The sequence below is a fragment of the Paenibacillus polymyxa M1 genome, assembly GCF_000237325.1.
GTDB classification, from domain to species: domain Bacteria; phylum Bacillota; class Bacilli; order Paenibacillales; family Paenibacillaceae; genus Paenibacillus; species Paenibacillus polymyxa_C.
On the sequence record NC_017542.1, the window covers coordinates 1830369 to 1849709 of the forward strand.

Annotated in this window: 18 protein-coding genes; 10 read left to right on the top strand and 8 right to left on the bottom strand. The window is 48.6% G+C overall.

What is annotated here, in order from left to right:
- Positions 1-65: 65 nt before the first annotated feature.
- Complete coding sequence (locus tag PPM_RS08165; RefSeq protein ID WP_013370324.1) at positions 66-767, top strand: HAD family hydrolase; 702 nt, start codon at positions 66-68, stop codon at positions 765-767.
- Positions 768-869: 102 nt separating this feature from the next.
- Here PPM_RS08165 and PPM_RS08170 read toward each other — a convergent pair whose 3' ends face one another.
- Genes PPM_RS08170 through PPM_RS08195 form a run of 6 tightly spaced genes read right to left on the bottom strand, consistent with a single transcriptional unit; the run spans position 870 to position 7627 of the window.
- Positions 870-2048, bottom strand: a complete 1179-nt coding sequence (locus PPM_RS08170; RefSeq protein ID WP_013370325.1) for a YheC/YheD family protein — start codon at positions 2046-2048, stop codon at positions 870-872.
- Positions 2030-2545 carry a GNAT family N-acetyltransferase gene (locus PPM_RS08175; protein WP_013370326.1) on the bottom strand — a complete coding sequence of 172 codons (516 nt, stop codon included), beginning with the start codon at positions 2543-2545 and terminating at the stop codon, positions 2030-2032. The genes PPM_RS08170 and PPM_RS08175 overlap by 19 nt, the downstream gene beginning before the upstream one ends.
- An 18-nt stretch (positions 2546-2563) precedes the next feature.
- The gene (locus PPM_RS08180; protein ID WP_013370327.1) at positions 2564-3670 is read right to left on the bottom strand and encodes a YheC/YheD family protein; all 1107 of its coding nucleotides are present in this window, start codon (positions 3668-3670) and stop codon (positions 2564-2566) included.
- Entirely contained in the window at positions 3667-5037 is a 1371-nt protein-coding gene (locus PPM_RS08185; RefSeq protein WP_013370328.1) for a YheC/YheD family protein, read from the bottom strand. Before PPM_RS08185 ends, PPM_RS08180 begins: the two co-directional genes overlap by 4 nt.
- Before the next feature lie 12 nt (positions 5038-5049).
- A complete protein-coding gene (locus PPM_RS08190) occupies positions 5050-6204 on the bottom strand; it encodes a YheC/YheD family protein (RefSeq protein ID WP_013370329.1) in 1155 nt (384 codons plus the stop codon).
- A 43-nt stretch (positions 6205-6247) separates the two neighbouring features.
- Positions 6248-7627 (bottom strand): YheC/YheD family protein, encoded by a 1380-nt coding sequence (locus PPM_RS08195; RefSeq protein WP_014599605.1) that lies wholly within the window; start codon positions 7625-7627, stop codon positions 6248-6250.
- A 162-nt stretch (positions 7628-7789) separates the two neighbouring features.
- On the opposite strand from PPM_RS08195, the gene PPM_RS08200 reads away from it, so the two are divergent.
- The 3 genes from PPM_RS08200 (at position 7790) to PPM_RS08210 (ending at position 10022) form a co-directional block, all read left to right on the top strand.
- A complete protein-coding gene (locus tag PPM_RS08200) occupies positions 7790-8134 on the top strand; it encodes a YlbF family regulator (protein WP_013370332.1) in 345 nt (114 codons plus the stop codon).
- 72 nt (positions 8135-8206) lie between these two features.
- Positions 8207-8491 carry a hypothetical protein gene (locus tag PPM_RS08205; protein WP_013370333.1) on the top strand — a complete coding sequence of 95 codons (285 nt, stop codon included), beginning with the start codon at positions 8207-8209 and terminating at the stop codon, positions 8489-8491.
- A gap of 196 nt (positions 8492-8687) precedes the next feature.
- A complete protein-coding gene (locus PPM_RS08210; protein ID WP_013370334.1) occupies positions 8688-10022 on the top strand; it encodes a DRTGG domain-containing protein in 1335 nt (444 codons plus the stop codon).
- 43 nt (positions 10023-10065) lie between these two features.
- On the opposite strand, the gene PPM_RS08215 is transcribed toward PPM_RS08210, so the two are convergent.
- A complete protein-coding gene (locus PPM_RS08215; RefSeq protein ID WP_013370335.1) occupies positions 10066-10563 on the bottom strand; it encodes a hypothetical protein in 498 nt (165 codons plus the stop codon).
- A gap of 12 nt (positions 10564-10575) precedes the next feature.
- Positions 10576-10905: a YtrH family sporulation protein gene (locus PPM_RS08220; RefSeq protein ID WP_013309582.1), complete on the bottom strand. Its 330-nt coding sequence runs from the start codon at positions 10903-10905 to the stop codon at positions 10576-10578.
- A 137-nt stretch (positions 10906-11042) separates the two neighbouring features.
- Between PPM_RS08220 and PPM_RS08225 the strand changes: the two genes are divergently transcribed.
- From PPM_RS08225 to pyk, 6 genes are all read left to right on the top strand, one after another.
- Complete coding sequence (locus PPM_RS08225; protein ID WP_013370336.1) at positions 11043-14708, top strand: DNA polymerase III subunit alpha; 3666 nt, start codon at positions 11043-11045, stop codon at positions 14706-14708.
- A gap of 167 nt (positions 14709-14875) precedes the next feature.
- Positions 14876-15373, top strand: a complete 498-nt coding sequence (locus tag PPM_RS08230) for a phosphatidylglycerophosphatase A (RefSeq protein ID WP_013370337.1) — start codon at positions 14876-14878, stop codon at positions 15371-15373.
- Between the two features lie 153 nt (positions 15374-15526).
- Complete coding sequence (locus tag PPM_RS08235) at positions 15527-15715, top strand: hypothetical protein (protein WP_007429680.1); 189 nt, start codon at positions 15527-15529, stop codon at positions 15713-15715.
- Between the two features lie 181 nt (positions 15716-15896).
- Entirely contained in the window at positions 15897-16790 is an 894-nt protein-coding gene (gene accD, locus PPM_RS08240) for an acetyl-CoA carboxylase, carboxyltransferase subunit beta (protein WP_013370338.1), read from the top strand.
- Positions 16791-17774, top strand: a complete 984-nt coding sequence (locus tag PPM_RS08245) for an acetyl-CoA carboxylase carboxyltransferase subunit alpha (RefSeq protein ID WP_013370339.1) — start codon at positions 16791-16793, stop codon at positions 17772-17774.
- Positions 17775-17899: 125 nt separating this feature from the next.
- Positions 17900-19330 carry a pyruvate kinase gene (gene pyk / locus PPM_RS08250; protein ID WP_013370340.1) on the top strand — a complete coding sequence of 477 codons (1431 nt, stop codon included), beginning with the start codon at positions 17900-17902 and terminating at the stop codon, positions 19328-19330.
- Positions 19331-19341: the final 11 nt, after the last annotated feature.

Genomic DNA, 19341 nt, shown 5'->3' on the forward strand with positions numbered 1-19341 from the left:
TTACACGGACCTCTCTTATTGCTTATCATGAGAGGGGTCGGAGTGTAAACTTACATAGGAAAGGAATGACTGATAACTACATGAACAATGCACCTGTGTTGAAGAAACCTGAGGCTATGGTATTTGATATGGACGGTACACTTTTTCAGACGGAGACGCTGCTGCTTCCTGCGTATCAAAAGCTGTTTGATACGCTGCGCGCCGAAGGGCTTTATGAAGGAGAGACTCCTCCGGAGGAGCTTATTTTGAATAGTTTGGGTATGCTGCTGGATGAAATCTGGAGAAGAGTAATGCCAGAAGCCAGTGAAGCAGCTCACAGAAGAGCGGACGAGTTGTTGCTTCAGCTGGAGCTGGAGGGGTTGAAGAATGGAAGTCATGCTCTGTATCCACATGTAAAAGAAACACTCCAGGCACTTCATGAGCAAGGTGTCCGATTATTCGTAGCCAGTAACGGGCTGGAGGATTACGTAAAGGGGATTGCTGCTGCGTATGAAATGGTTCCTATTTTTGAAGGACTGTATAGCGCTGGGGAATACAGTACGCTTTCCAAAGTGAATTTGCTAGAAATTCTGTTGAGCAAGCACGATATTTCGAATGTATGGATGGTCGGAGATCGTTCCTCCGATGTGGAAGCTGGCAAAAAGAACGGACAGACCGTGATCGGCTGTGCTTACGCTGGATTTGGTGTGAATGATGAGTTGGAAGGGTCCGATGCGATTATTACGGACTTTACCCAGCTGCTTACACTTTATAAAAACGCCGAGTAACTGTGAAAGCATTGATAAGAGTTATAAATAGCTGTGGCGTATCATATAAATAATACATGTAAACGATGTTGGGCAGATAACAAAACAAAGGAAGGCAGCCACTTAGGCGGAGCCTTCCTTTGCTTTACTCTCTGTCTTATCTTCTGTTTGTTCTTCTGTTTTTTGTTCCGTCTGTGGCTTCGGATTAATCTGAGTATGGTAGACCCACAGGGCGTATTCCATGGGCTTGGTGATGGCACGACGATAGGTTTCTTTTTCGCCAATGCGTGAAAATACCTCGCGAGCCGGCTTCGGGTTGACCTCGAGCACGTAGATATGACCGTCCTTATTGATTGCCAAATCGAGCGCAAGCTCACATAATGCCCCATAGCTTTCTTCCAGATACGCAGCAATGTCCAGTCCGAGCTTTTCCCCTTGCTTGATGATTTTCTCTCTCTGGTCTTCATCACGAATCCATTGCGTCAGCAATTGCTTCATCGGCACTGCCTTGCCTCCGCCATGTAGGTTGGAAGTGACACTCCGATGTGCCCCGATGCGTCCGGCACATCCCGTTAGCTCCCATACTCCCTGGCTATTTTTCTGTACCAGCATACGGTAATCATGGACCCTGCCATTCGGCAACTGCACAGGAATGCCTTCCTGAACAATGTAGTTATCCATGTTCCAGCTGCTCAGACGCGGCTCCAGACGATCTAGACGTACCCGCTGCTGAGGAATAATATGGCGTTTGCGATTGCGTCCCTCAATCAGATACAGGCCGCTCTGCTTGTTAACAGGCTCAATGCGTAAAATCCCGCGGCCTCCCGTGCCGTTAATTGGCTTGAGGTATACTAGTGAATTCTGTTTGAGCATTCGCTTTACACTATGAAATCCATCGAACGGCTCTGTTGCAGGCAGATGGGGGCGAAAGGCAGCCTTTCTCGCAAGCTGCTGATGAATGGCCCATTTATTGCTCAGCGGTCGGTTTAAATAAACAAGGTCTGTATACTGCAATCGGAATTTCTTTAATTGACGATACCGCTCACTGCGCTGGACTCGGCAGCGGTCGAAAATCATATCCGGAAATTCTCGCCATTTTCGTGTCCATTTATCGCTGTGTGGATCATAGATTTGGGCAAGGAGCAGTCTGCGATCCTTATGGACATCCGCAGGAGTGAATACATACATATCCAGCCCCAGCCTTTTTCCTTCTGCAATCATGCGTTCATATATGTCACGTTCCTCCAGTTGCTTCTTACTGTTCAAATACAAAGTCATGATGCCTAGGACAGGTTTTGGCACAGCATTCCACCTTCCTCTGCCGTCTGCTCATCTTCGGATAACTTCCCACAAAATATTAGCGTGGGCTTCCCCGTCGGTCCAGTTGTCATTTCATGTGCAATAAGTCCAGCACGAAAACAGGTTTTGAGACTGGCCATATTGTCGGTGGCTACGCTGCACGTCAGACGGCGCAGCTGTTGAAGCTGGGCGGACAGCAGTCTAGCGCCCAGTCTGCGGCCCCGGTAAAGCGGACGAACAATTACGATGCAAGCATCCTTCCCATAATTCAGAGCGAGGGAAAATCCCGCAATCCGCAGCCCCTTCTCTGTGCGCACATATGCGCACAGGAGGGAGGAGCCAGGGGTGTTCAATTGCTCCGGCGTTAAAACAGCCAACTGCCGCAGAGCATTGCGAGTAATGCGCATGCCGCCCGAGCTACGAGCCAGAAACAGCAACTGTCGTCGTCTCAGTACCCAACTCCGGGCAGGCAAATGTTGAACATCGCTAATTTGCGGCATAATTCCACTTCCTTGAGATTATTTCATTCGTTCGGCCAAAAAGGAGCTGTACTGAAATATACGTCTAAGTGATTTTTGACGGATGTCCGGCTCGTCGAATTTCATCGGTTTGGCATTGGCTTCAAAAAACCAGAGGGTCCCGAGTGTGTCTACGCCCAGATCCATGGACATTTCACCATGAGAAAGACCGGATGCGCGTTCAATTTGACGTGCAATCTGAATGGCCGTACTTTTAACCTTATTCAGCAAATCTGTGCTATCCTCAGGTCCAAAGAGTGAGGACAGCAGCATAAACGGGTCCTCCACACTTCCCCCGCGCGGAACATGTGTTGTAATACTTCCCTTACCCGCTAGTCTGGCACCTACTCCGGTAATGCTCCATGCGCCACGGGCATTTTTTTGCACTAGAATGCGCAAATCGAAGGGCTTTTTCTGATAGGTTGCTAGATCGATACCCTGCTGAATGATATAAGGGGAGTTGCCTGCTTCTCGGCGAATACGTCCCCATAACCGAGACAAGGATACAGATCGGTAGGTTATGCTTTTTTTGTCATGTTGAATGGTCAACCTGTATGCCATCAGATGCTCTGGGTTGAATCTGAGGATCATAATTCCCTTTCCGGCTTTACCGTTTTCCGGTTTGAGATACAGGTATGGATATGCAGACAGCATTTTTCCTAAGGATGACAGGTTGCTTAATCGTTTGGTAATCGGAACAAGTTGACGAGTGGATTCCGAGGTGCGGAGCCATTTGAACAGTTCCCATTTGTTAAAAAAGCCTGGATTGTACAGCTCAACGCCTGAGGCATGTGCAATTTCATCCAGCTTTGTGCGCACAGATGTTTTAAGTTCATAATTACGGTTGGGGATACGATTATAAATGACCTGTGGAGATGGGAAATTTTGTTCCTCCCATATCTGTGAGTTTTTGTTGTAGATGTAGCCCTTCACTGTTTCATCCGTCAGTTTCAAGTCCCTGACAGTAACAATGTATACCTGATAACCCATGCGCGTTCCCGTTTCAAGAATATCCCTGAAGTTTCGCTGATTTCCCTTGAAAAATTGTTCATCGTCGTGCACTGTCAATACAGCAACAACTGGTTTTTGCTCCGCCCGGGTATTCATAGTTCCTCTTTTCTGCGGAATTTACTGAGGTAAAGACAGTGGTCCAAAATATGCTCCACGGATGCTTTACCCTCCGCACGCAACGATGGATGCTGAAAAATGGATCGACCTGGCTTAGAATTGGCTTCAAACATCCATACCTTTTCATCCTGATCAATGCCCAGATCGAATCCGATTTCACCCAGTAGATGCTGGTGGTGATATTCAATGGCTTCTGCTAGCGTAACTGCTACATTCTTGGCACGTTGCAGCACTTCACCCGCCCGGTCTCCGAATACACGACCGAGCGCTTGCTCGGGTGTCATCAGGGAACCGCCGTTTTTGATATGGGTCGTGACACTGCCACGTCCGGCTTTTTTGGCTCCAATGCCAACGACGACCCATTGGTTATTACCGTCTTTGTGCATATGAAACCGAAAATCAATCGGGCAATTATCAATCTCGATCAGCTGAATGCCCTGCTGAATGACGTAGCCTTTTAGCGTCTGCCCCTTATTGGAGTGAAGCATCCTCAGCATGGAATTAAAAGAGGCGAACCGCAGCAATACATTGCTATTTTTTTTTCGGTACCTTACATAGTATCCTTGCTTGGGGACATAGGACAGACGATAGATTCCTTTGCCGAGACTGCCGCTACTTGGCTTGTAATAAGCAAATTGATGCCGCTCCAGCATACCTCGAATACGTTCAGAGCTAGGATTCATATAGGATTCAGGGACATAACGGTTAACCTCTGGATTATTTTCTAGCAAATGATAGATATCGGATTTATTGAAAAAGCTCCAGTTAAAGAAAGGAATTCGTTTACGGGAAAAGCGTTCGCGTAGTTGATTGATCGCTGGGGAAAAATCAGAGCGACGGCTCGGCAAACGATTATAAATTACGTCCGGCAGAGGTACGAGTTTACGGGTAAACTCCCCGCTGGATGACAGAAAATAGCCGTTAATCGTATCATTTTGCCAGTTGATATCCCGTGGGGTGAAGGCAAAAATATAAGACTTTTTGCTGCCTTCCTTCAACAGTTGCTTAATAAAGCCTGTGCGTGATCCGAAAGGGCGGGTGGTGGAGCTAGTAGCATCAGACAATACTCCAATCAACGGTCCAAGCTGAACATCTCCGTCCAGATTCCGCAAATAGATAGACCCGCTTTTGGGAACACGGATTGCATTGCGTAAGCCGGAGGTCAAGTATAGATGACGTCCCGCCTTCTGAATGGGTTTTACTGTTGCGGGAATCTGATCCTTGCCAAGTCGCAAACGAATGGACTTGGCTCCAGATAACTTAAGGCTTTTCAACAAGGCAGTGGATATATACGCCACCTTGTCGGGCTGCTGTGAGAAATGCACATTGCAATGCGTTAAACTCATCTGTTTATCCTCCTATACCGTATGTTCAAGGGAGGCGCCCGCGCCCTTTGGCCCTGTCGCTTTGGAATGGGTCATTAAATATCGAGCATATTCGAGCGGGCGGTTGACCGACCGAAAAGCGCACTCTGGCTGACGAGTCTGAAAAAAGGAAGCCCGACCAGGGCGGGAATTAACCTCCAACAGCCAGATATTCCCGCTCCGGTCAATACCATAATCAATTCCCAACTCGCCAAGGCGACCATAGCGTTCCTCCAACGCCCCGGCAATGGTCAAGGACAGCTCCATCATCTGCCCGATGATGAGACGTGTGCTGTCCACGCCAAATTGTTCACGAAGGTAAGGCTCTGCCGGATGGGCTTCGCCCCCACCGTGCAGATTGGAAGTCAGAGTTCCTTTTCTGCCTTCTCTCACGGCAAAGCCCGTCAGGCGCCAACAGCCGTTGCCGTCCTTTTGCATGAGCGCGCGAACATCAAAGGGATGATTGCTTTGGCTTGTTAATTTCAAATAAGGCTGCACGATATAGGCGCGTTTGTGTGCAATACCGTCGATCCATGACAATCCTGCATCCAATTCAGAAAACAAGCGACGGAACGGGCGGTTTTGGGAGTTCCTGCCTTGTACGTACAGTCCCTGACCTCCTTCCGCCAGCCGGAGATACAGCGTGCCCTTGCCATGTGTTCCGGACTGTGGTTTCATAAATAACTCCGAATGGCGTTGCAGCCACTCCACAAGCTGGAGCGTATCCCGGTATGGGGCCGTAGGCGGTACAAAGGGCCGCACTTTATCTACCGTATGCAGAGCGCGATATACCTGCCATTTGCCAGGCAAGTTACGCGACCAGTAGATGAGCTTGCACGATTTTTGCTCCGCTATGTCTCCCAGTGTGCGCTTGACATTCTGGCTCTCATGGACATGGAGACAGCGGTTATACACAATATCCGGCAAGGGAAAGCGGCCGAATGTCCATACTCCAGCACGATAAACATAACCCCGTATGGAATGATCTTCAGGTGAAACTCCTTCGGCGGTAAACGCCATTACGCTAATACCAGAGCGCCTGCCCAACAAACTTAGCCTGCGGCAGAAATCGGCTTCGGTAATAGGGGGAGTAGCGTCCTGCTTTCGGCTAACAAGCACGCCCAGCATGCCTGGCATAACAAGAGACACCGACAACAGCTCCTTTGGCAGCCGGACTCTGGAAGAGATAGATTCATTTGAATCCGGCTGAATAACAGCAGTATTCAATCATTTTTTTTACGGACGGGCGGGTTTTCTGATCGTTCAACGGTGTATTGTCATTTTTTGATGGTTTGGAATTGACCTCCAGCAACCAGATACGCCCCGTGCTGTCAATCGCCAAATCAATACCAAATTCCGCGAAATGGGCGGGAATTGCCTTTTCTACTCCGCTTGCGATATCCAGTGCTGCTGTTTTGAGAGAGGTAAGACCATTCGATTTAACAGTTGCGGGCAGCGTGGTTTTGGCCAGTGCTTCCTTGACTGTACTGAGCGTACCGCCTCTTGCCAGATTGGATACAAAGTGGCTGCCTCCTGCGATCCGAGCGACAATGGATGTTACGGTCCAGGTTCCAGACGCATTTTTTTGTACAAGCGCGCGAAAATCGACCGGACGCTTATCGTGATCAATCAAGGTAAGACCCTGTTGCAGCTGAAAACGTGTTGATTTCATTTTTCCCGCTAAGCTTTTGTACAGTTTATCGACGTTAGCGTACGATTGCTTTCGGGGTGTGCCCGCTGTCGTGGATAGCACCGAAAAGGTCCCATCGGTTTGCTTGTTAATGCGCATAATGCCTTTACCAAGGCTCCCGCGCACGGGTTTGAGAAAAACAGAGGGATACTGGTTGCACATTTTTTTGAAAACGGCAAAGGTTTGCAGCAAGTGGGACTCGGGTAAATACTTGCGCAGGGAAGAATTCGATTTGAGTGCATCAAACACTTCGTTCTTATCCAAAAACTTTTCATTAAAAAAGGCCGTGCCGTACTGCGATTTTACTTCTTTCATGAAATGCTGTACGCTAGTTCTGTTCTCGAGTTTACGGGAGGTAAGCCGGTTATTGACGACATCGCCGGCAGGCATGACCGTCTTTTTCCAGCCTCCGTCATACACCCATCCCTGAACTCGCCCGGGCTGACTTCCGATATGCTCCGGGGTGAAGAAATACACATATGCTCCTTGTCTGCGGCATTCCCCGACTAGTTCACGGCAGAACAGGGTGATCGACCCGAAAGGCTTGTCGGGCTGTTCGGGATAGTCCCGACTAACCAGCACGCTAATAAGTGGGCCCACTCGAAGTGTCCGGCGGCCTCGGCTGTAGGTTACTCGCAGATTACAACTGTCATGACTGGCATGAAGCCCCATTTTTCGGGCCAGCACGCTTCCCACGCGTAGACCGCTGTATCGGGGTACCGATATGACGGTAACCTCTTGGCGGAACGAACCGAAGGCGAGCTGAACGGGGTGGCCTGCGGATATTTTCCATTTGCGAAGCAGGGACTCGCCGACCATGAGTACGTCATCCTGCAAGATGCCCGATCCGATGATTTGAATCGTTGTTTTTTTGATGGACATCGTGGATCTCCTTCCGGGCAGCAACTTGATGTCTTGAAAGTAACGGGAAACGTGAATGGGCTGTAATAGCACTGATTCATCATATGAGGACATATATACCTTGGTGATTGACGGACAATGTGAAATGTTGACACAAAACTTGTAATGGAGGAATGAACAATCATGAATATCTATGACAAAGCCCATGATTTAGCGAAAGCATTGAAGGAAAGCAAAGAGGTAGAGGAAATTACGTCAGCGATGAAGCTGATTGAGACTGATCCGGAAGCCAAGAAAATGCTCGACGATTTCCGTGAACGCCAAATGGAAGTGCAACAGCGGATGATGAGCGGCGATATGCCAGCACAGGAAGAGATGGAAAAGATGGAAAAAATGTTCGAGGTACTCAGCTTGAACCTTAACATCCGTCGTCTGTTCGACGCTGAACGTCGCCTGGCAGTGATTATTGAGGACGTAAATAAGATTATTGCAGACAGTCTTCAACATTTGTACGGTTCGTCTCTGTAAGTTTGTCTCATATTCCTTCCTGTCCTCTCATAGACTAGATACATAGAGTCACAGGGAGAGGAAGGGATACGATTGGGTTCTTTTAAAAAATGGAAACACGGTATGTACACACTGATCGCATTGGCTATGGTATTGGTCGCGTTACCACGCATCTCGCTGGCAGGTGGTTTGAACTGGGTCAACGGCTTTGGGATGGTATGGGTACTTTTTGCGTTGCTTGTCATCGGAGCGAACCTGCATTTTTTGCTGGGTGTAGATGAGGAAAAACGCAAAACGCTGGAGCGTGTGCGACGGGCCAAAATGCAGCAGTGGCAGATGAAATGGGATAATAAAGCTGACAAAGGCAATATGCTGTAAGTTTTCCTCCGGATTGTCCTAAGCTTGCTCCTAAATTACAAATCAATCCTAGTACGAAGCGGTCTCTTGTAACATGGGACCGCTTTTTTGTTATTTCCAAAGGAAAGATATCCTAATAACAAGGGTCTAAAACAAAGGGGTTTTGTGGTATAATAGATACAGAATGATACAGATTGAACGTTGGGGGTGTAACAGGTTGGACGGGCTAGATGAAACAGTTACGAAGCATGAGCAGCTATTGCGTCATATCGAGCAGTTGAAAATAGGCTCCAAAATTTCTGTACGCAGGTTGGCTAAAGAAATGAGCGTTAGCGAAGGCACGGCTTATCGGGCCGTGAAAGAAGCAGAGAATTTGGGAATTGTCATTACCAAGGAACGGATCGGAACAGTACGAGTGGAGAAGCGCCCACGCGGCTTGTCTGAGCAGCTGACCTTTGCGGATGTCGTGAATATTGTAGAGGGACATGTGCTGGGCGGAAGCGAGGGGCTAGAGAAGCCGTTGCACAAGTATGTGATCGGGGCGATGCGTGAGGAAGCGATGGCTCGTTATATTGACGCAGGCAGTTTGCTGATCGTAGGTAACCGGGAGGATGCGCATTCGCTTGCATTAGAGCAAGGGGCAGGTGTGCTGATTACAGGGGGGTTCGGTACGAGTCGGGAGGTTAAGCAGCTTGCAGACCAGATTAGTCTGCCGATTATTTCCTCGCGCCATGATACATTTACGGTGGCATCTATGATTAATAGAGCAATATTTGACCGCCTGATCAAAAAGAAAATTATGTTGATTGAAGACATTGCGGCAAGCAAACCGAAGACGCTGACCTTGAAAATCAACAGCACGCTTACCGAATTTGAAGAGCTATCAGCGACCACGGGATATCATCATTTTGCCATAGTGGATGAATGGAATCGTTTAATTGGTATCGTCAGCCGTAAAGATGTGGAAGGACTTCAACCTGAGCATACGATGGATAAATGTATGATCCGTAATCCAATTACGGTCACCTACCAGACCTCGCTGGCTTCTGCTGCTCAAATGATGGCATGGGAAGGTGTAGATTACTTGCCGGTCGTGGATCGCAACCGTAAGCTGCTTGGGTCCGTTACACGGCGTGAGGTGCTGGAAGCACTGCGTAACGCCCAAAAGCAGCCACAACTGGGCGAGACGTTCGACCAGCTGATTTGGAACGGTTTTGCTGAGGAGCGTAATGAGGACGGATCCTTATTTTTTCGCGGTTTTATCATTCCACAGATGGCCACCAATTTAGGGACGATCTCGGAAGGCGTACTGGTCAACGTGATGACACAAGCGGGCTACCGAGCAGCTAGAGATATGAGCGGCAAGGATTATGTGCTGGATAATTTGACGACTTATTTTATTCGACCGGTACAGATTGAGGATGCTGTCGTTCTTCGTCCGTTGCTGCTCGAGATGAGTCGCCGCACATGTAAGCTAGAAATTGCGATTTCACGGGAAAATCATTTGGTGTGCAAAGCAGTAATGACGCTCCAATCTATTGAACATGGTTGATCTACCTCTGGATTGGAGCAAAAGGTGGGGTGAAATAGATCGATTAGTGGCTTTGAGGCAGTCTTTCTTTGGCCTCCAGCCAAATTTGCAGCACACCTTCCATTACAAGCATCGTTTTGACCTGGATTGTATACTCCTTGTCACGAACGGTGTATTTTTTTTGGTGCAGCAACATACGTACCAGCTTGCTGTCAGAGTCAATCTCAAACATATCTCTGCCGCGCAGCACCTCCAGATCACGACTGACGCGGCGAAGAAGCTCTTTTAGATTAATAGAGTCAATTTTTTCAGCCGAAGCTTCCTCCGCGATCAGCTTGATTTCTTTGATGACGGTTTGGCGCTTGCTGTATTTACGTAATGTTTTGTTGTCCTCTTCGGCTTGCTGGAGCTGGAATTGAAGGTCCTGGTTGTTCACCCACAGCTGATTGAAGCTCGCATGCCAGATGGCATTATAGATCATTCCTCCCGTAATCATACCGAGTACAAAAACGGAGGATAATTGCATAAAAGGGCGCAGGCGCTCAAAGGGGGGAACTCTCATAGTCGTTTCACCTCACGGCCGTCCGTTGCCGCATACCCACTTGACCAGCTCTGCACCCATGTGAGCGCCTAGAAAGGCGAAAATCAAATACAATATCTGCTTAATGGCAGGTGACAAATTACCATCCAACATATTGCTCTCAATGACCCGGATCGGGTCCATCGTTCCCCCCACAGCGGCGGCAAGCGCCCATATTTTAATCCTTCCTGCAACCTCCAGCATCGTCTGGGTAGGTGGCTGAAGCGATACTACAGCTCCCATTCCGCCGAGCATGGCTCCTCCGAGCACGATGCCGAAGGCAATGAAGAAGTCGAGAATCGCTTTGGATATAAAAGTGCTCATGCCCTTTTCCTCCTTGGGTATATGAATCAGGACCGCGCTTGTCCGCCCGGGTCTGTACTTTTATTCTATGGGCGCTACTAACGCGGATATGATAAAATAGTTTGAAGAAAATCAAGCGGTGAAGGGAAGAGAAGCGCATGAGTTCATTTGTGCATTTGCATGTTCACAGCGAGTACAGCCTGCTGGACGGCGCGGCTCGTACCGCGGAATTGGTCAAACAGGCATCAGCTTACGGAATGAAGGCGCTGGCTCTTACAGATCATGGGGTCATGTACGGTGCCATTCCTTTTTATAGAGCATGTGTAGAGAACGGCATTAAGCCGATTATCGGGTGTGAGGCTTATATGACGGCAGGATCGCGCAAGGAGCGTGGCAGCCGGAAGGATCAGCCTATATATCATTTAATTTTGCTCGCCAAAAATAAAACAGGCTATCAAAATCTAATGAAGCTGTGCTCCATTGGCCATTTGGAGGGTTTTCACTATAAGCCGCGCATTGATATGGATGCTTTGGCTGCCCATCATGAAGGCATCATATGCCTGAGCGCTTGCTTGGGCGGTGAAGTGCCGCAGCATTTGCTGCATGGCAGAGAAGCCGAAGCACGACGTGCAGCGGAACGATACCGTAGCATTTTTGGCGATGATTTTTATCTGGAGCTTCAGGATCATGGTCTGTCGGAGCAAAAACGCGTAAATCCTCAATTGATCGCACTGGCAAAGGAACTGGATATTCCGCTAGTGGCGACGAATGACGTGCATTACTTAACCGAGCCGGATGCTGATGTCCAGGACGTCCTGATCTGTATCGGGACAGGGAAGACAGTTGACGATGAGGAACGCTTGCGGATACCAACACGTCAGTTGTATCTGAAAAGTCAGGAGGAAATGGCTCGTTTATTTCCACATGTAGCAGAAGCCATCGCCAATACAGTGCGTATTGCTGAGAAGTGCGAGCTGGAACTGGAATTCGGCCAATCTATTTTGCCTGAATATCGCCCGCTGCCGGAGGACATGACGTCTTCGTCCTATTTGCGCAGTCTGTGCGTGCAAGGGCTGGAGCGTCGCTACGGAGGCGATCCTGTGTGGGAGCAGCCGGAGGAGCGGGAAAGACTGGACCAGCGGCTGAACTATGAATTGAATACGATTGACAGCATGGGCTTTAGTGATTACTTCCTGATTGTATGGGATTTTATTGCTTTTGCTCATAAGCATAAGATTACAACAGGACCGGGGCGGGGGTCCTCCGCAGGTAGTTTGGTTGCCTATGTGCTTAATATCACGAATGTTGATCCAATGAAATACAATCTGCTCTTTGAACGGTTTCTGAACCCTGAACGGATCAGTATGCCGGATATAGATATTGATTTTAGCGATGAACGCCGCGATGAGGTTATCGACTATGTAGTACAGAAGTACGGAAATGAGCATGTAGCGCAAATTATTACCTTTGGGACATTAGCGGCAAGAGCCGCAGTCCGTGACGTCGGCCGTGTATTGAACGTGCCGTATGGCGAGGTGGACAAGGCGGCCAAGTTGATCCCGGCGCAGCTCGGTATTAATATCCGACATGCGCTGGAGATTACCCCCGAGCTGAAGGCTCTGTATGAAACGAAGCCCAAGACACGTGAACTGCTGGATATGGCGATCAAAGTAGAAGGAATGCCTCGTCATGCTTCGACACATGCTGCAGGTGTTGTCATCTCGCGGACTCCACTGACCGATGCGGTTCCGCTGCAAGAGGGGAGCGAAGGGGTTCCTTTAACGCAGTACTCGATGGAAAATCTGGAGCGCATTGGTTTGCTAAAAATGGATTTCCTCGGACTACGTACGCTCTCCATTATTGAACGTTGCATGCGCTGGATTGCGGAGCAGCATGGAGAAACACCTGACTTTAGCCGTGTTCCCGATGATGACCCGCATACCTATGACTTGCTGGGCAAAGGAGATACAGGAGGCGTGTTCCAGCTGGAGTCGGCCGGTGTACGCCGGGTGCTCAAGGATTTGAAACCGAGTGTTTTTGAGGATATCATTTCTGTCGTGGCTTTGTATCGTCCGGGTCCGATGGGCTTTATTCCTAACTTTATACAGGCTAAGCACGGACAGATTGAGATTTCTTATCCGCATCCTGATCTTGAACCGATCTTAAAGGATACGTACGGTATTATTGTGTACCAGGAACAAATCATGCAGATTGCTTCGCGCATGGCTGGCTTTTCTTTGGGAGAGGCTGATCTGCTGCGCCGCGCGGTGTCCAAGAAAAAGCGCGAGGTGCTGGATCTAGAGCGGGGCCATTTTGTCGAAGGCAGTATTAAACAGGGCTACACGGAGGAGGAAGCTGGAAGGGTTTACGATATGATCGTCCGTTTTGCTGACTACGGCTTTCCGCGTGCCCATGCAGCTGCTTATGGTGTGCTAGCATTCCAGACGGCCTATCTTAAGGCACATTATCCAGTACAATTCATGGCTTCCATGCTGACGGCCGTAATGGGAAGTCATCGAAAAGTGGCTGAATATGTCGTCGAATGTCGTCGTATGGATATCGCAGTGTTGCCGCCTGATGTGAATGAGAGTGGGGTGCTGTTTACCCCATTACAGCACGGTGATATCCGCTTTGGACTGGCTGCAATTAAAAATGTCGGCACACAAGCAATGGAAAGCATTCTTGCTGTTCGTAAGGAACGTCCTTTCGACAGTCTGCTCGATTTTTGTCGACGTGTTGATTTAAGGGTGTGTAATAAGAGAGTGATTGAATCGCTCATTCAGGCAGGAGCATTTGATTCATTGACAGGCCATCGGGCACAGTTGCTTGCCATGCTTGATGAAACGGTGGACGCAGCTGCCAAATGGCGCAAGGAACGTGACGATTTGCAAATTGATATGTTTGGGTTTGTGGAAATGCCTAATTGGGATATCGAATATCCCAATGTACCCCCATTTAGTACCAGCCAGCAATTAGAGCTGGAACGCGAACTGCTGGGACTGTATTTGTCTGGGCATCCGCTAGATGATTTTGAGTCGCTGCTGGAAAGCAGCCAAGCGGATCGTCTGATGGAGCTGAGCGATGTGCCAGATGAAACGGTTATTGTGACCGCAGGCATGGTGGTGTCACTCAAGACGATTACGACCAAGCAGGGAAAGGCTATGGCCTTTATTGAGCTGGAGGATCAGATTGAACGCTGTGAGGTTGTGCTGTTTCCTGAAGTTTGGAAGCGAAGCCAGCAGTGGATTGAAAAAGGTGCCTTGCTTGCACTTCGCGCCAAGATGCAGCAGCAGGACGAACACTTCAAGCTCCTAGCGGATGAGGCAGTTCCGTTGGCGGAAGACGCGCTGTCACGGCTTCTTCAGCGCCGGCGTACCGGAGCACGTTCGTCCGCAGCAGCTGGAACATCCGTGCCAGCTGCTGGCAATACGGGCGGGAGAGCGCCACGTGTGTCGACCTCGCTTTCGGCAGCAGCTCCATCAGCGTCGCCCCAGCAGAAGGAGGCTCGTCCCGTAGCGGCTTCTTCACAACGCAGAGGCGAAGCGGCTCACAGTGAGCAGGTGCCTTCCCCGCGCGGCTCGGAATCGCCCGCCCGTCAGCGGGTGTTTGTCAAAATCACCCGCCAGGCCGAGGAGGACGCCAGCTTGCTGGTCAGCCTCAAGGCATTGCTACAGGAGCATCCCGGTGCTGTACCTACCGTACTTTTTTACGAGAGCAACCAGCGTCTGCTGGCGTTGAGTGATGCTTACAGCATTAAGCCTTCTCCTCAGCTTTTTGATCGAATGGAATCGATGCTGGGTGAAGGCACCGTGAAAGTCAAATGACAGGCACACAGCAACTCGTCTTTATTGTAACGGTTTAATGAACATTTTCCTTCCCTTTCGCATACACTTGGAAAACTGGCGGAACAGGAGGTTCAACACGTATCCTGCACCATAAAGTCCCGCACGGTGGAAGAATAGAACTGCATGGTGAAAGCGGGAGGGAAATTATGTCCTATGAATATGCAGAAACCTTGTTAAATCGCAGAGGCATTCAGATCGAGTCCATTGCGGACATTGTTTTTCAGCTTCAGCTAAAATATTATCCTCATTTGACTATGGAAGAATGTGTAGAAAGTGTCAAAGCGGTTTTGCAAAAGCGAGAGGTACAATATACACTGCTGACAGGCATTGCGCTTGATGAGCTGGCCGAAAAAAAACTTCTTCCCCAGCCACTTCAAGCCATTATGGAGGCAGACGAACCGCTGTATGGAGTGGACGAGACAATGGCTCTTGGCATTACGAGCGTGTACGGCATGATCGGCTTAACTAGTTTTGGCTATCTGGATAAAGAAAAGATTGGAATTATCGAAAAGCTGAACCAAAAAGGCAGTGGTATTCATGTGTTTTTAGATGATCTTGTCGCCGGATTGGCTGCCGCCGCTTCTTCGCGTATTGCCCATCGGAGCCTTCATGCCAAGCATTATCCTGCATCATTGGATGTTTAATTGGCCTGAATAAACAGAATTAATGATTTTCTAGGCCCTCCGACGGAACTTGAATGATCAGGAGGGCTTTTGTTGCGGGAAAAAAGTAAGGTATGTTATCATGAGTCTATTATATGGGCTCAAAACTTGAGGCTTAGGGGGTAGAAACAAGGCATGTGGACGGTGATATATATTGCACCGACGGCCAGACTGGCTGACATGATTAAGCTCAAACTGTCTGAAGAAGGTTTTATGGTGCAGACCCGGGCCATCAGTGCATCCAAGCAACAGTTTGAGATACTTGTGCCTTCGGGTGAAGTCGAAGAAATACAGGAAGTGCTGAATTCGATTTTGCGCCCTTGAGTCCGGAACGGCGGAAGTGATACAGCAGCATGAATGGAACAAAGGATGCACGATCGGCGGTAATGTTGTATTAACTGGCGTTGACGTGTGTATGAACATAATGCTTAAGAGGTGCCGCATCGACGGCAGAGGACCTTGTATCGGTTACGGCTGACAAATAAACGGCTGGAGAGGTGTAGTTGTGTTTAAAGATTTATTCCAAAAGAAGCGTAAATACGCGACCATCCCTTCGGAACGGGCGCTGAGCGGCGATCAAGCGGACATGCCGGATCGTCCCAAACGGGAAATTCCCGAAGGTCTTATGACCAAATGTGGTAAGTGCGGAAGTATTCAATACAGCAAAGAGTTGGAGAAAAATTTGAAAGTGTGTCCGGTGTGCGGATACCATATGCGTTTGAATGCGATGGATCGCATTCGTATGGTGCTCGACGAAGACACGTTTACGGAATATGATGCCGATATGATTTCGGTTGATCCGCTGGACTTTCCGGGATATGCAAGTAAGTTGGAGCAACAGACCCTGAAAGCTGGCCTGCGCGAGGCTGTCGTTACGGGCGACGGCCTTATTCATGGGCTTCCTGTTGTCGTAGCGGTGATGAGCTTTGACTTTTTTACAGGCAGTATGGGCTCAGTCGTAGGAGAGAAAATTACGCGCGCCATTGAGCAGGCGATAGACAAGCGCTTGCCGCTTATCATCTTCTCCACATCCGGTGGGGCACGTATGCAGGAAAGTATTCTGAGTCTGATGCAGATGGCCAAAACAAGCGCTGCTCTCGCTCGTCTGGACGAGCAGGGATTGCTTTATATTTCTGTGATCACTGATCCGACTACAGGTGGAGTCTCCGCCAGCTTTGCTATGCTCGGAGATATTATTATTGCAGAGCCAGGTGCTGTGTTCGGTTTTGCAGGTCGTATTGTAATTGAGCAAACGATCAGACAGAAGCTGCCCGATGATTTCCAAACTTCCGAATTTAATTTGCAGCACGGACAATTGGATATGGTTGTACATCGCAAGGAACTGCGTGATACCCTTGGGCAATTGCTTGATCTGCACAGTGTGAAAGGGGAGGAATAAATGGCTGGCGAATTGCCTTATGAAAAGCCCCTGGTCGAGATGCGACAGAAGATCGAAGAACTTAAGCAATTCGGACAGGATAAACAAATTGATTTTACAGATGAAATTAACCGCCTGGAAGAACGTTATCTCCAGATGGAAGAAGAAATATATTCTAACATTACAGCATCGCAAAAAATGCATTTGGCCCGCCATCATCAAAGGCCAACGTCCCTTGATTTGATCGAGCAGGTGTTTACGGACTTTATTGAATTGCATGGCGACCGCTTGTTCGGAGACGATCTGGCGGTTGTGGGCGGGATTGCCAAGCTAAATGGTATTCCGGTGACCGTCATTGGCCAGCAACGTGGTAAGGATACGAAAGATAACATTGCACGCTTTTTTGGTAGTGCCCATCCGGAAGGATTCCGTAAAGGCTTGCGGCTGATGCAGCAGGCTGACAAATTTAAGCGTCCTATTATTACATTTATTGATACGAAGGGCGCTTATCCGGGTAATACAGCAGAGGAGAGAGGTCAATCGGAAGCGATTGCCCGCAATTTGCGGGAGATGGCAAAGCTTTCGGTGCCTGTTATTTGTGTGGTCATCGGCGAGGGTGGAAGCGGCGGTGCGCTTGCGTTTGCAGTGGGTAACCGTGTGCTGATGCTGGAACATGCTATTTATTCGGCCATTTCTCCAAATGGCGCAGCCTCGATTCTATGGAAAGATGCTTCTAAGGCAGATCAGGCAGCTGAAGCGATGAAGATTACCGCTAATGACCTCCTGCGCATGGAGATTATCGAGGATATTGTGCCAGAGCCGAAAGGGGGCGCACATCGTAACTATGAAGTGACTGCTGCTGCAATCAAGGAGTTATTAGAACGCCATTTGGCAGATCTTACGAATATGAGCTGCGATGAATTGAGAGAAGACAGGTATCAAAAATTCCGGAAAATAGGTCAATATACTTTCTTAAAACCTTCGGAATCTGAACCTATGTTGTAATACGCTGGAAACGGGTAACAATAAATATGACGAACTTCCTATACAAATAGGAAAAAGTGTAGTAGATTTAATTGTTGGAAAAAGATATAAAGAGTAGCACCTTTGAAAACGGAGGAAAAACCCAAATGCGCAAAACTAAGATTGTATGTACCATCGGTCCTTCCAGTGAATCATTGGAAAATGTGAAGAAACTGATTATGGCTGGTATGAACGTAGCCCGCCTGAATTTCTCTCACGGTGATTTCGAGGAGCATGGCAACCGGATTAAAAACATCCGTCAAGCTTGTAAGGAGCTTAACAAAAATGTTGCTATTTTGCTCGATACGAAGGGGCCGGAAATCCGGACAGGAAAGCTCGAAGTTGAACCTATTGAGCTTGTTCAGGACGAGTTCATTACGCTGACAACGGAAGAAATTCTCGGTACGCAAGATCGTATCTCCATTACGTACAAGGATCTTCCCTCGGACGTGGAGCCCGGCTCCACCATTCTGATCGACGATGGTCTGATCGGACTCACCGTTATTGAAGTATCAGGCACTGAAATCAAATGCCGCATTGTCAATGGCGGAACGATCAAAAGCAAGAAGGGCGTTAACGTTCCAGGCGTTGCTATCTCATTGCCTGGTATTACGGAGAAAGATGCTAATGATATCATTTTTGGTATTGAGCAGGACATTGATTTCATCGCAGCTTCTTTTGTTCGTAAAGCAAGTGATGTACTGGAAATCCGTGAATTGCTGGCGAAGCACAACGCAAGCCACATTCAAATCATTTCCAAAATTGAAAACCAGCAAGGTGTTGACAACCTGGATGAAATTTTGGAAGCTTCGGATGGTCTGATGGTTGCTCGTGGTGACCTCGGTGTGGAAATTCCTGCTGAAGAAGTGCCTCTGGCCCAAAAATTGATGATTAACAAATGTAATGTAGCTGGCAAGCCTGTTATTACAGCAACACAAATGCTGGATTCCATGCAACGTAACCCGCGTCCGACTCGTGCGGAAGCAAGTGACGTAGCCAATGCTATTTTTGACGGAACAGATGCAATTATGCTGTCCGGCGAAACCGCTGCTGGGAAATATCCGGTAGAATCCGTATTGACAATGTCACGTATTGCCGAAAAAGCTGAGTCTTCTCTGAACTACCGCGATTTGTTCAAAAAACAAAGAACGGCGCAAGAAATTAGTATTACAGAAGCAATCAGCCAATCCGTTTCTATTTCTGCTCTTGACCTGCATGCCAAAGCAATCCTGACGTCCACACAAAGCGGAACAACGGCGCGTATGATCTCTAAATACCGTCCAGAAGCTCCGATTATCGCTGTGACAACACAGGAAAGAACAGTTCGCCGTTTGGCTCTGATCTGGGGCGTACATGCAGTACAAGGCAGACCAATCGTCGACACAACAGATAGTCTGTTTGACAATGCGCTGGAAGGTGGTCGCAAATCTGGCCTCGTTAAAGAGGGCGATTTGGTTGTGATTACAGCGGGCGTACCTCTTGGTGATTCCGGTTCCACGAACCTGATCAAAATTAGCTGCGTTCCAGCACAAGCGTAATTGTAGTCTCC

Excerpts from the sequence above, each read along its gene's own strand:
- PPM_RS08195 (WP_014599605.1), bottom strand. The coding sequence starts at position 7,627 with ATGTCCATCAAAAAAACAACGATTCAAATCATCGGATCGGGCATCTTG.
- PPM_RS08185 (WP_013370328.1), bottom strand. The coding sequence starts at position 5,037 with ATGAGTTTAACGCATTGCAATGTGCATTTCTCACAGCAGCCCGACAAG.
- PPM_RS08180 (WP_013370327.1), bottom strand. The coding sequence starts at position 3,670 with ATGAATACCCGGGCGGAGCAAAAACCAGTTGTTGCTGTATTGACAGTG.
- PPM_RS08245 (WP_013370339.1), top strand. The coding sequence starts at position 16,791 with ATGGCTGGCGAATTGCCTTATGAAAAGCCCCTGGTCGAGATGCGACAG.
- PPM_RS08215 (WP_013370335.1), bottom strand. The coding sequence starts at position 10,563 with ATGAGAGTTCCCCCCTTTGAGCGCCTGCGCCCTTTTATGCAATTATCC.
- PPM_RS08230 (WP_013370337.1), top strand. The coding sequence starts at position 14,876 with ATGTCCTATGAATATGCAGAAACCTTGTTAAATCGCAGAGGCATTCAG.
- PPM_RS08235 (WP_007429680.1), top strand. The coding sequence starts at position 15,527 with ATGTGGACGGTGATATATATTGCACCGACGGCCAGACTGGCTGACATG.
- pyk (WP_013370340.1), top strand. The coding sequence starts at position 17,900 with ATGCGCAAAACTAAGATTGTATGTACCATCGGTCCTTCCAGTGAATCA.
- PPM_RS08175 (WP_013370326.1), bottom strand. The coding sequence starts at position 2,545 with ATGCCGCAAATTAGCGATGTTCAACATTTGCCTGCCCGGAGTTGGGTA.
- PPM_RS08200 (WP_013370332.1), top strand. The coding sequence starts at position 7,790 with ATGAATATCTATGACAAAGCCCATGATTTAGCGAAAGCATTGAAGGAA.
- PPM_RS08165 (WP_013370324.1), top strand. The coding sequence starts at position 66 with ATGACTGATAACTACATGAACAATGCACCTGTGTTGAAGAAACCTGAG.
- PPM_RS08220 (WP_013309582.1), bottom strand. The coding sequence starts at position 10,905 with ATGAGCACTTTTATATCCAAAGCGATTCTCGACTTCTTCATTGCCTTC.
- PPM_RS08225 (WP_013370336.1), top strand. The coding sequence starts at position 11,043 with ATGAGTTCATTTGTGCATTTGCATGTTCACAGCGAGTACAGCCTGCTG.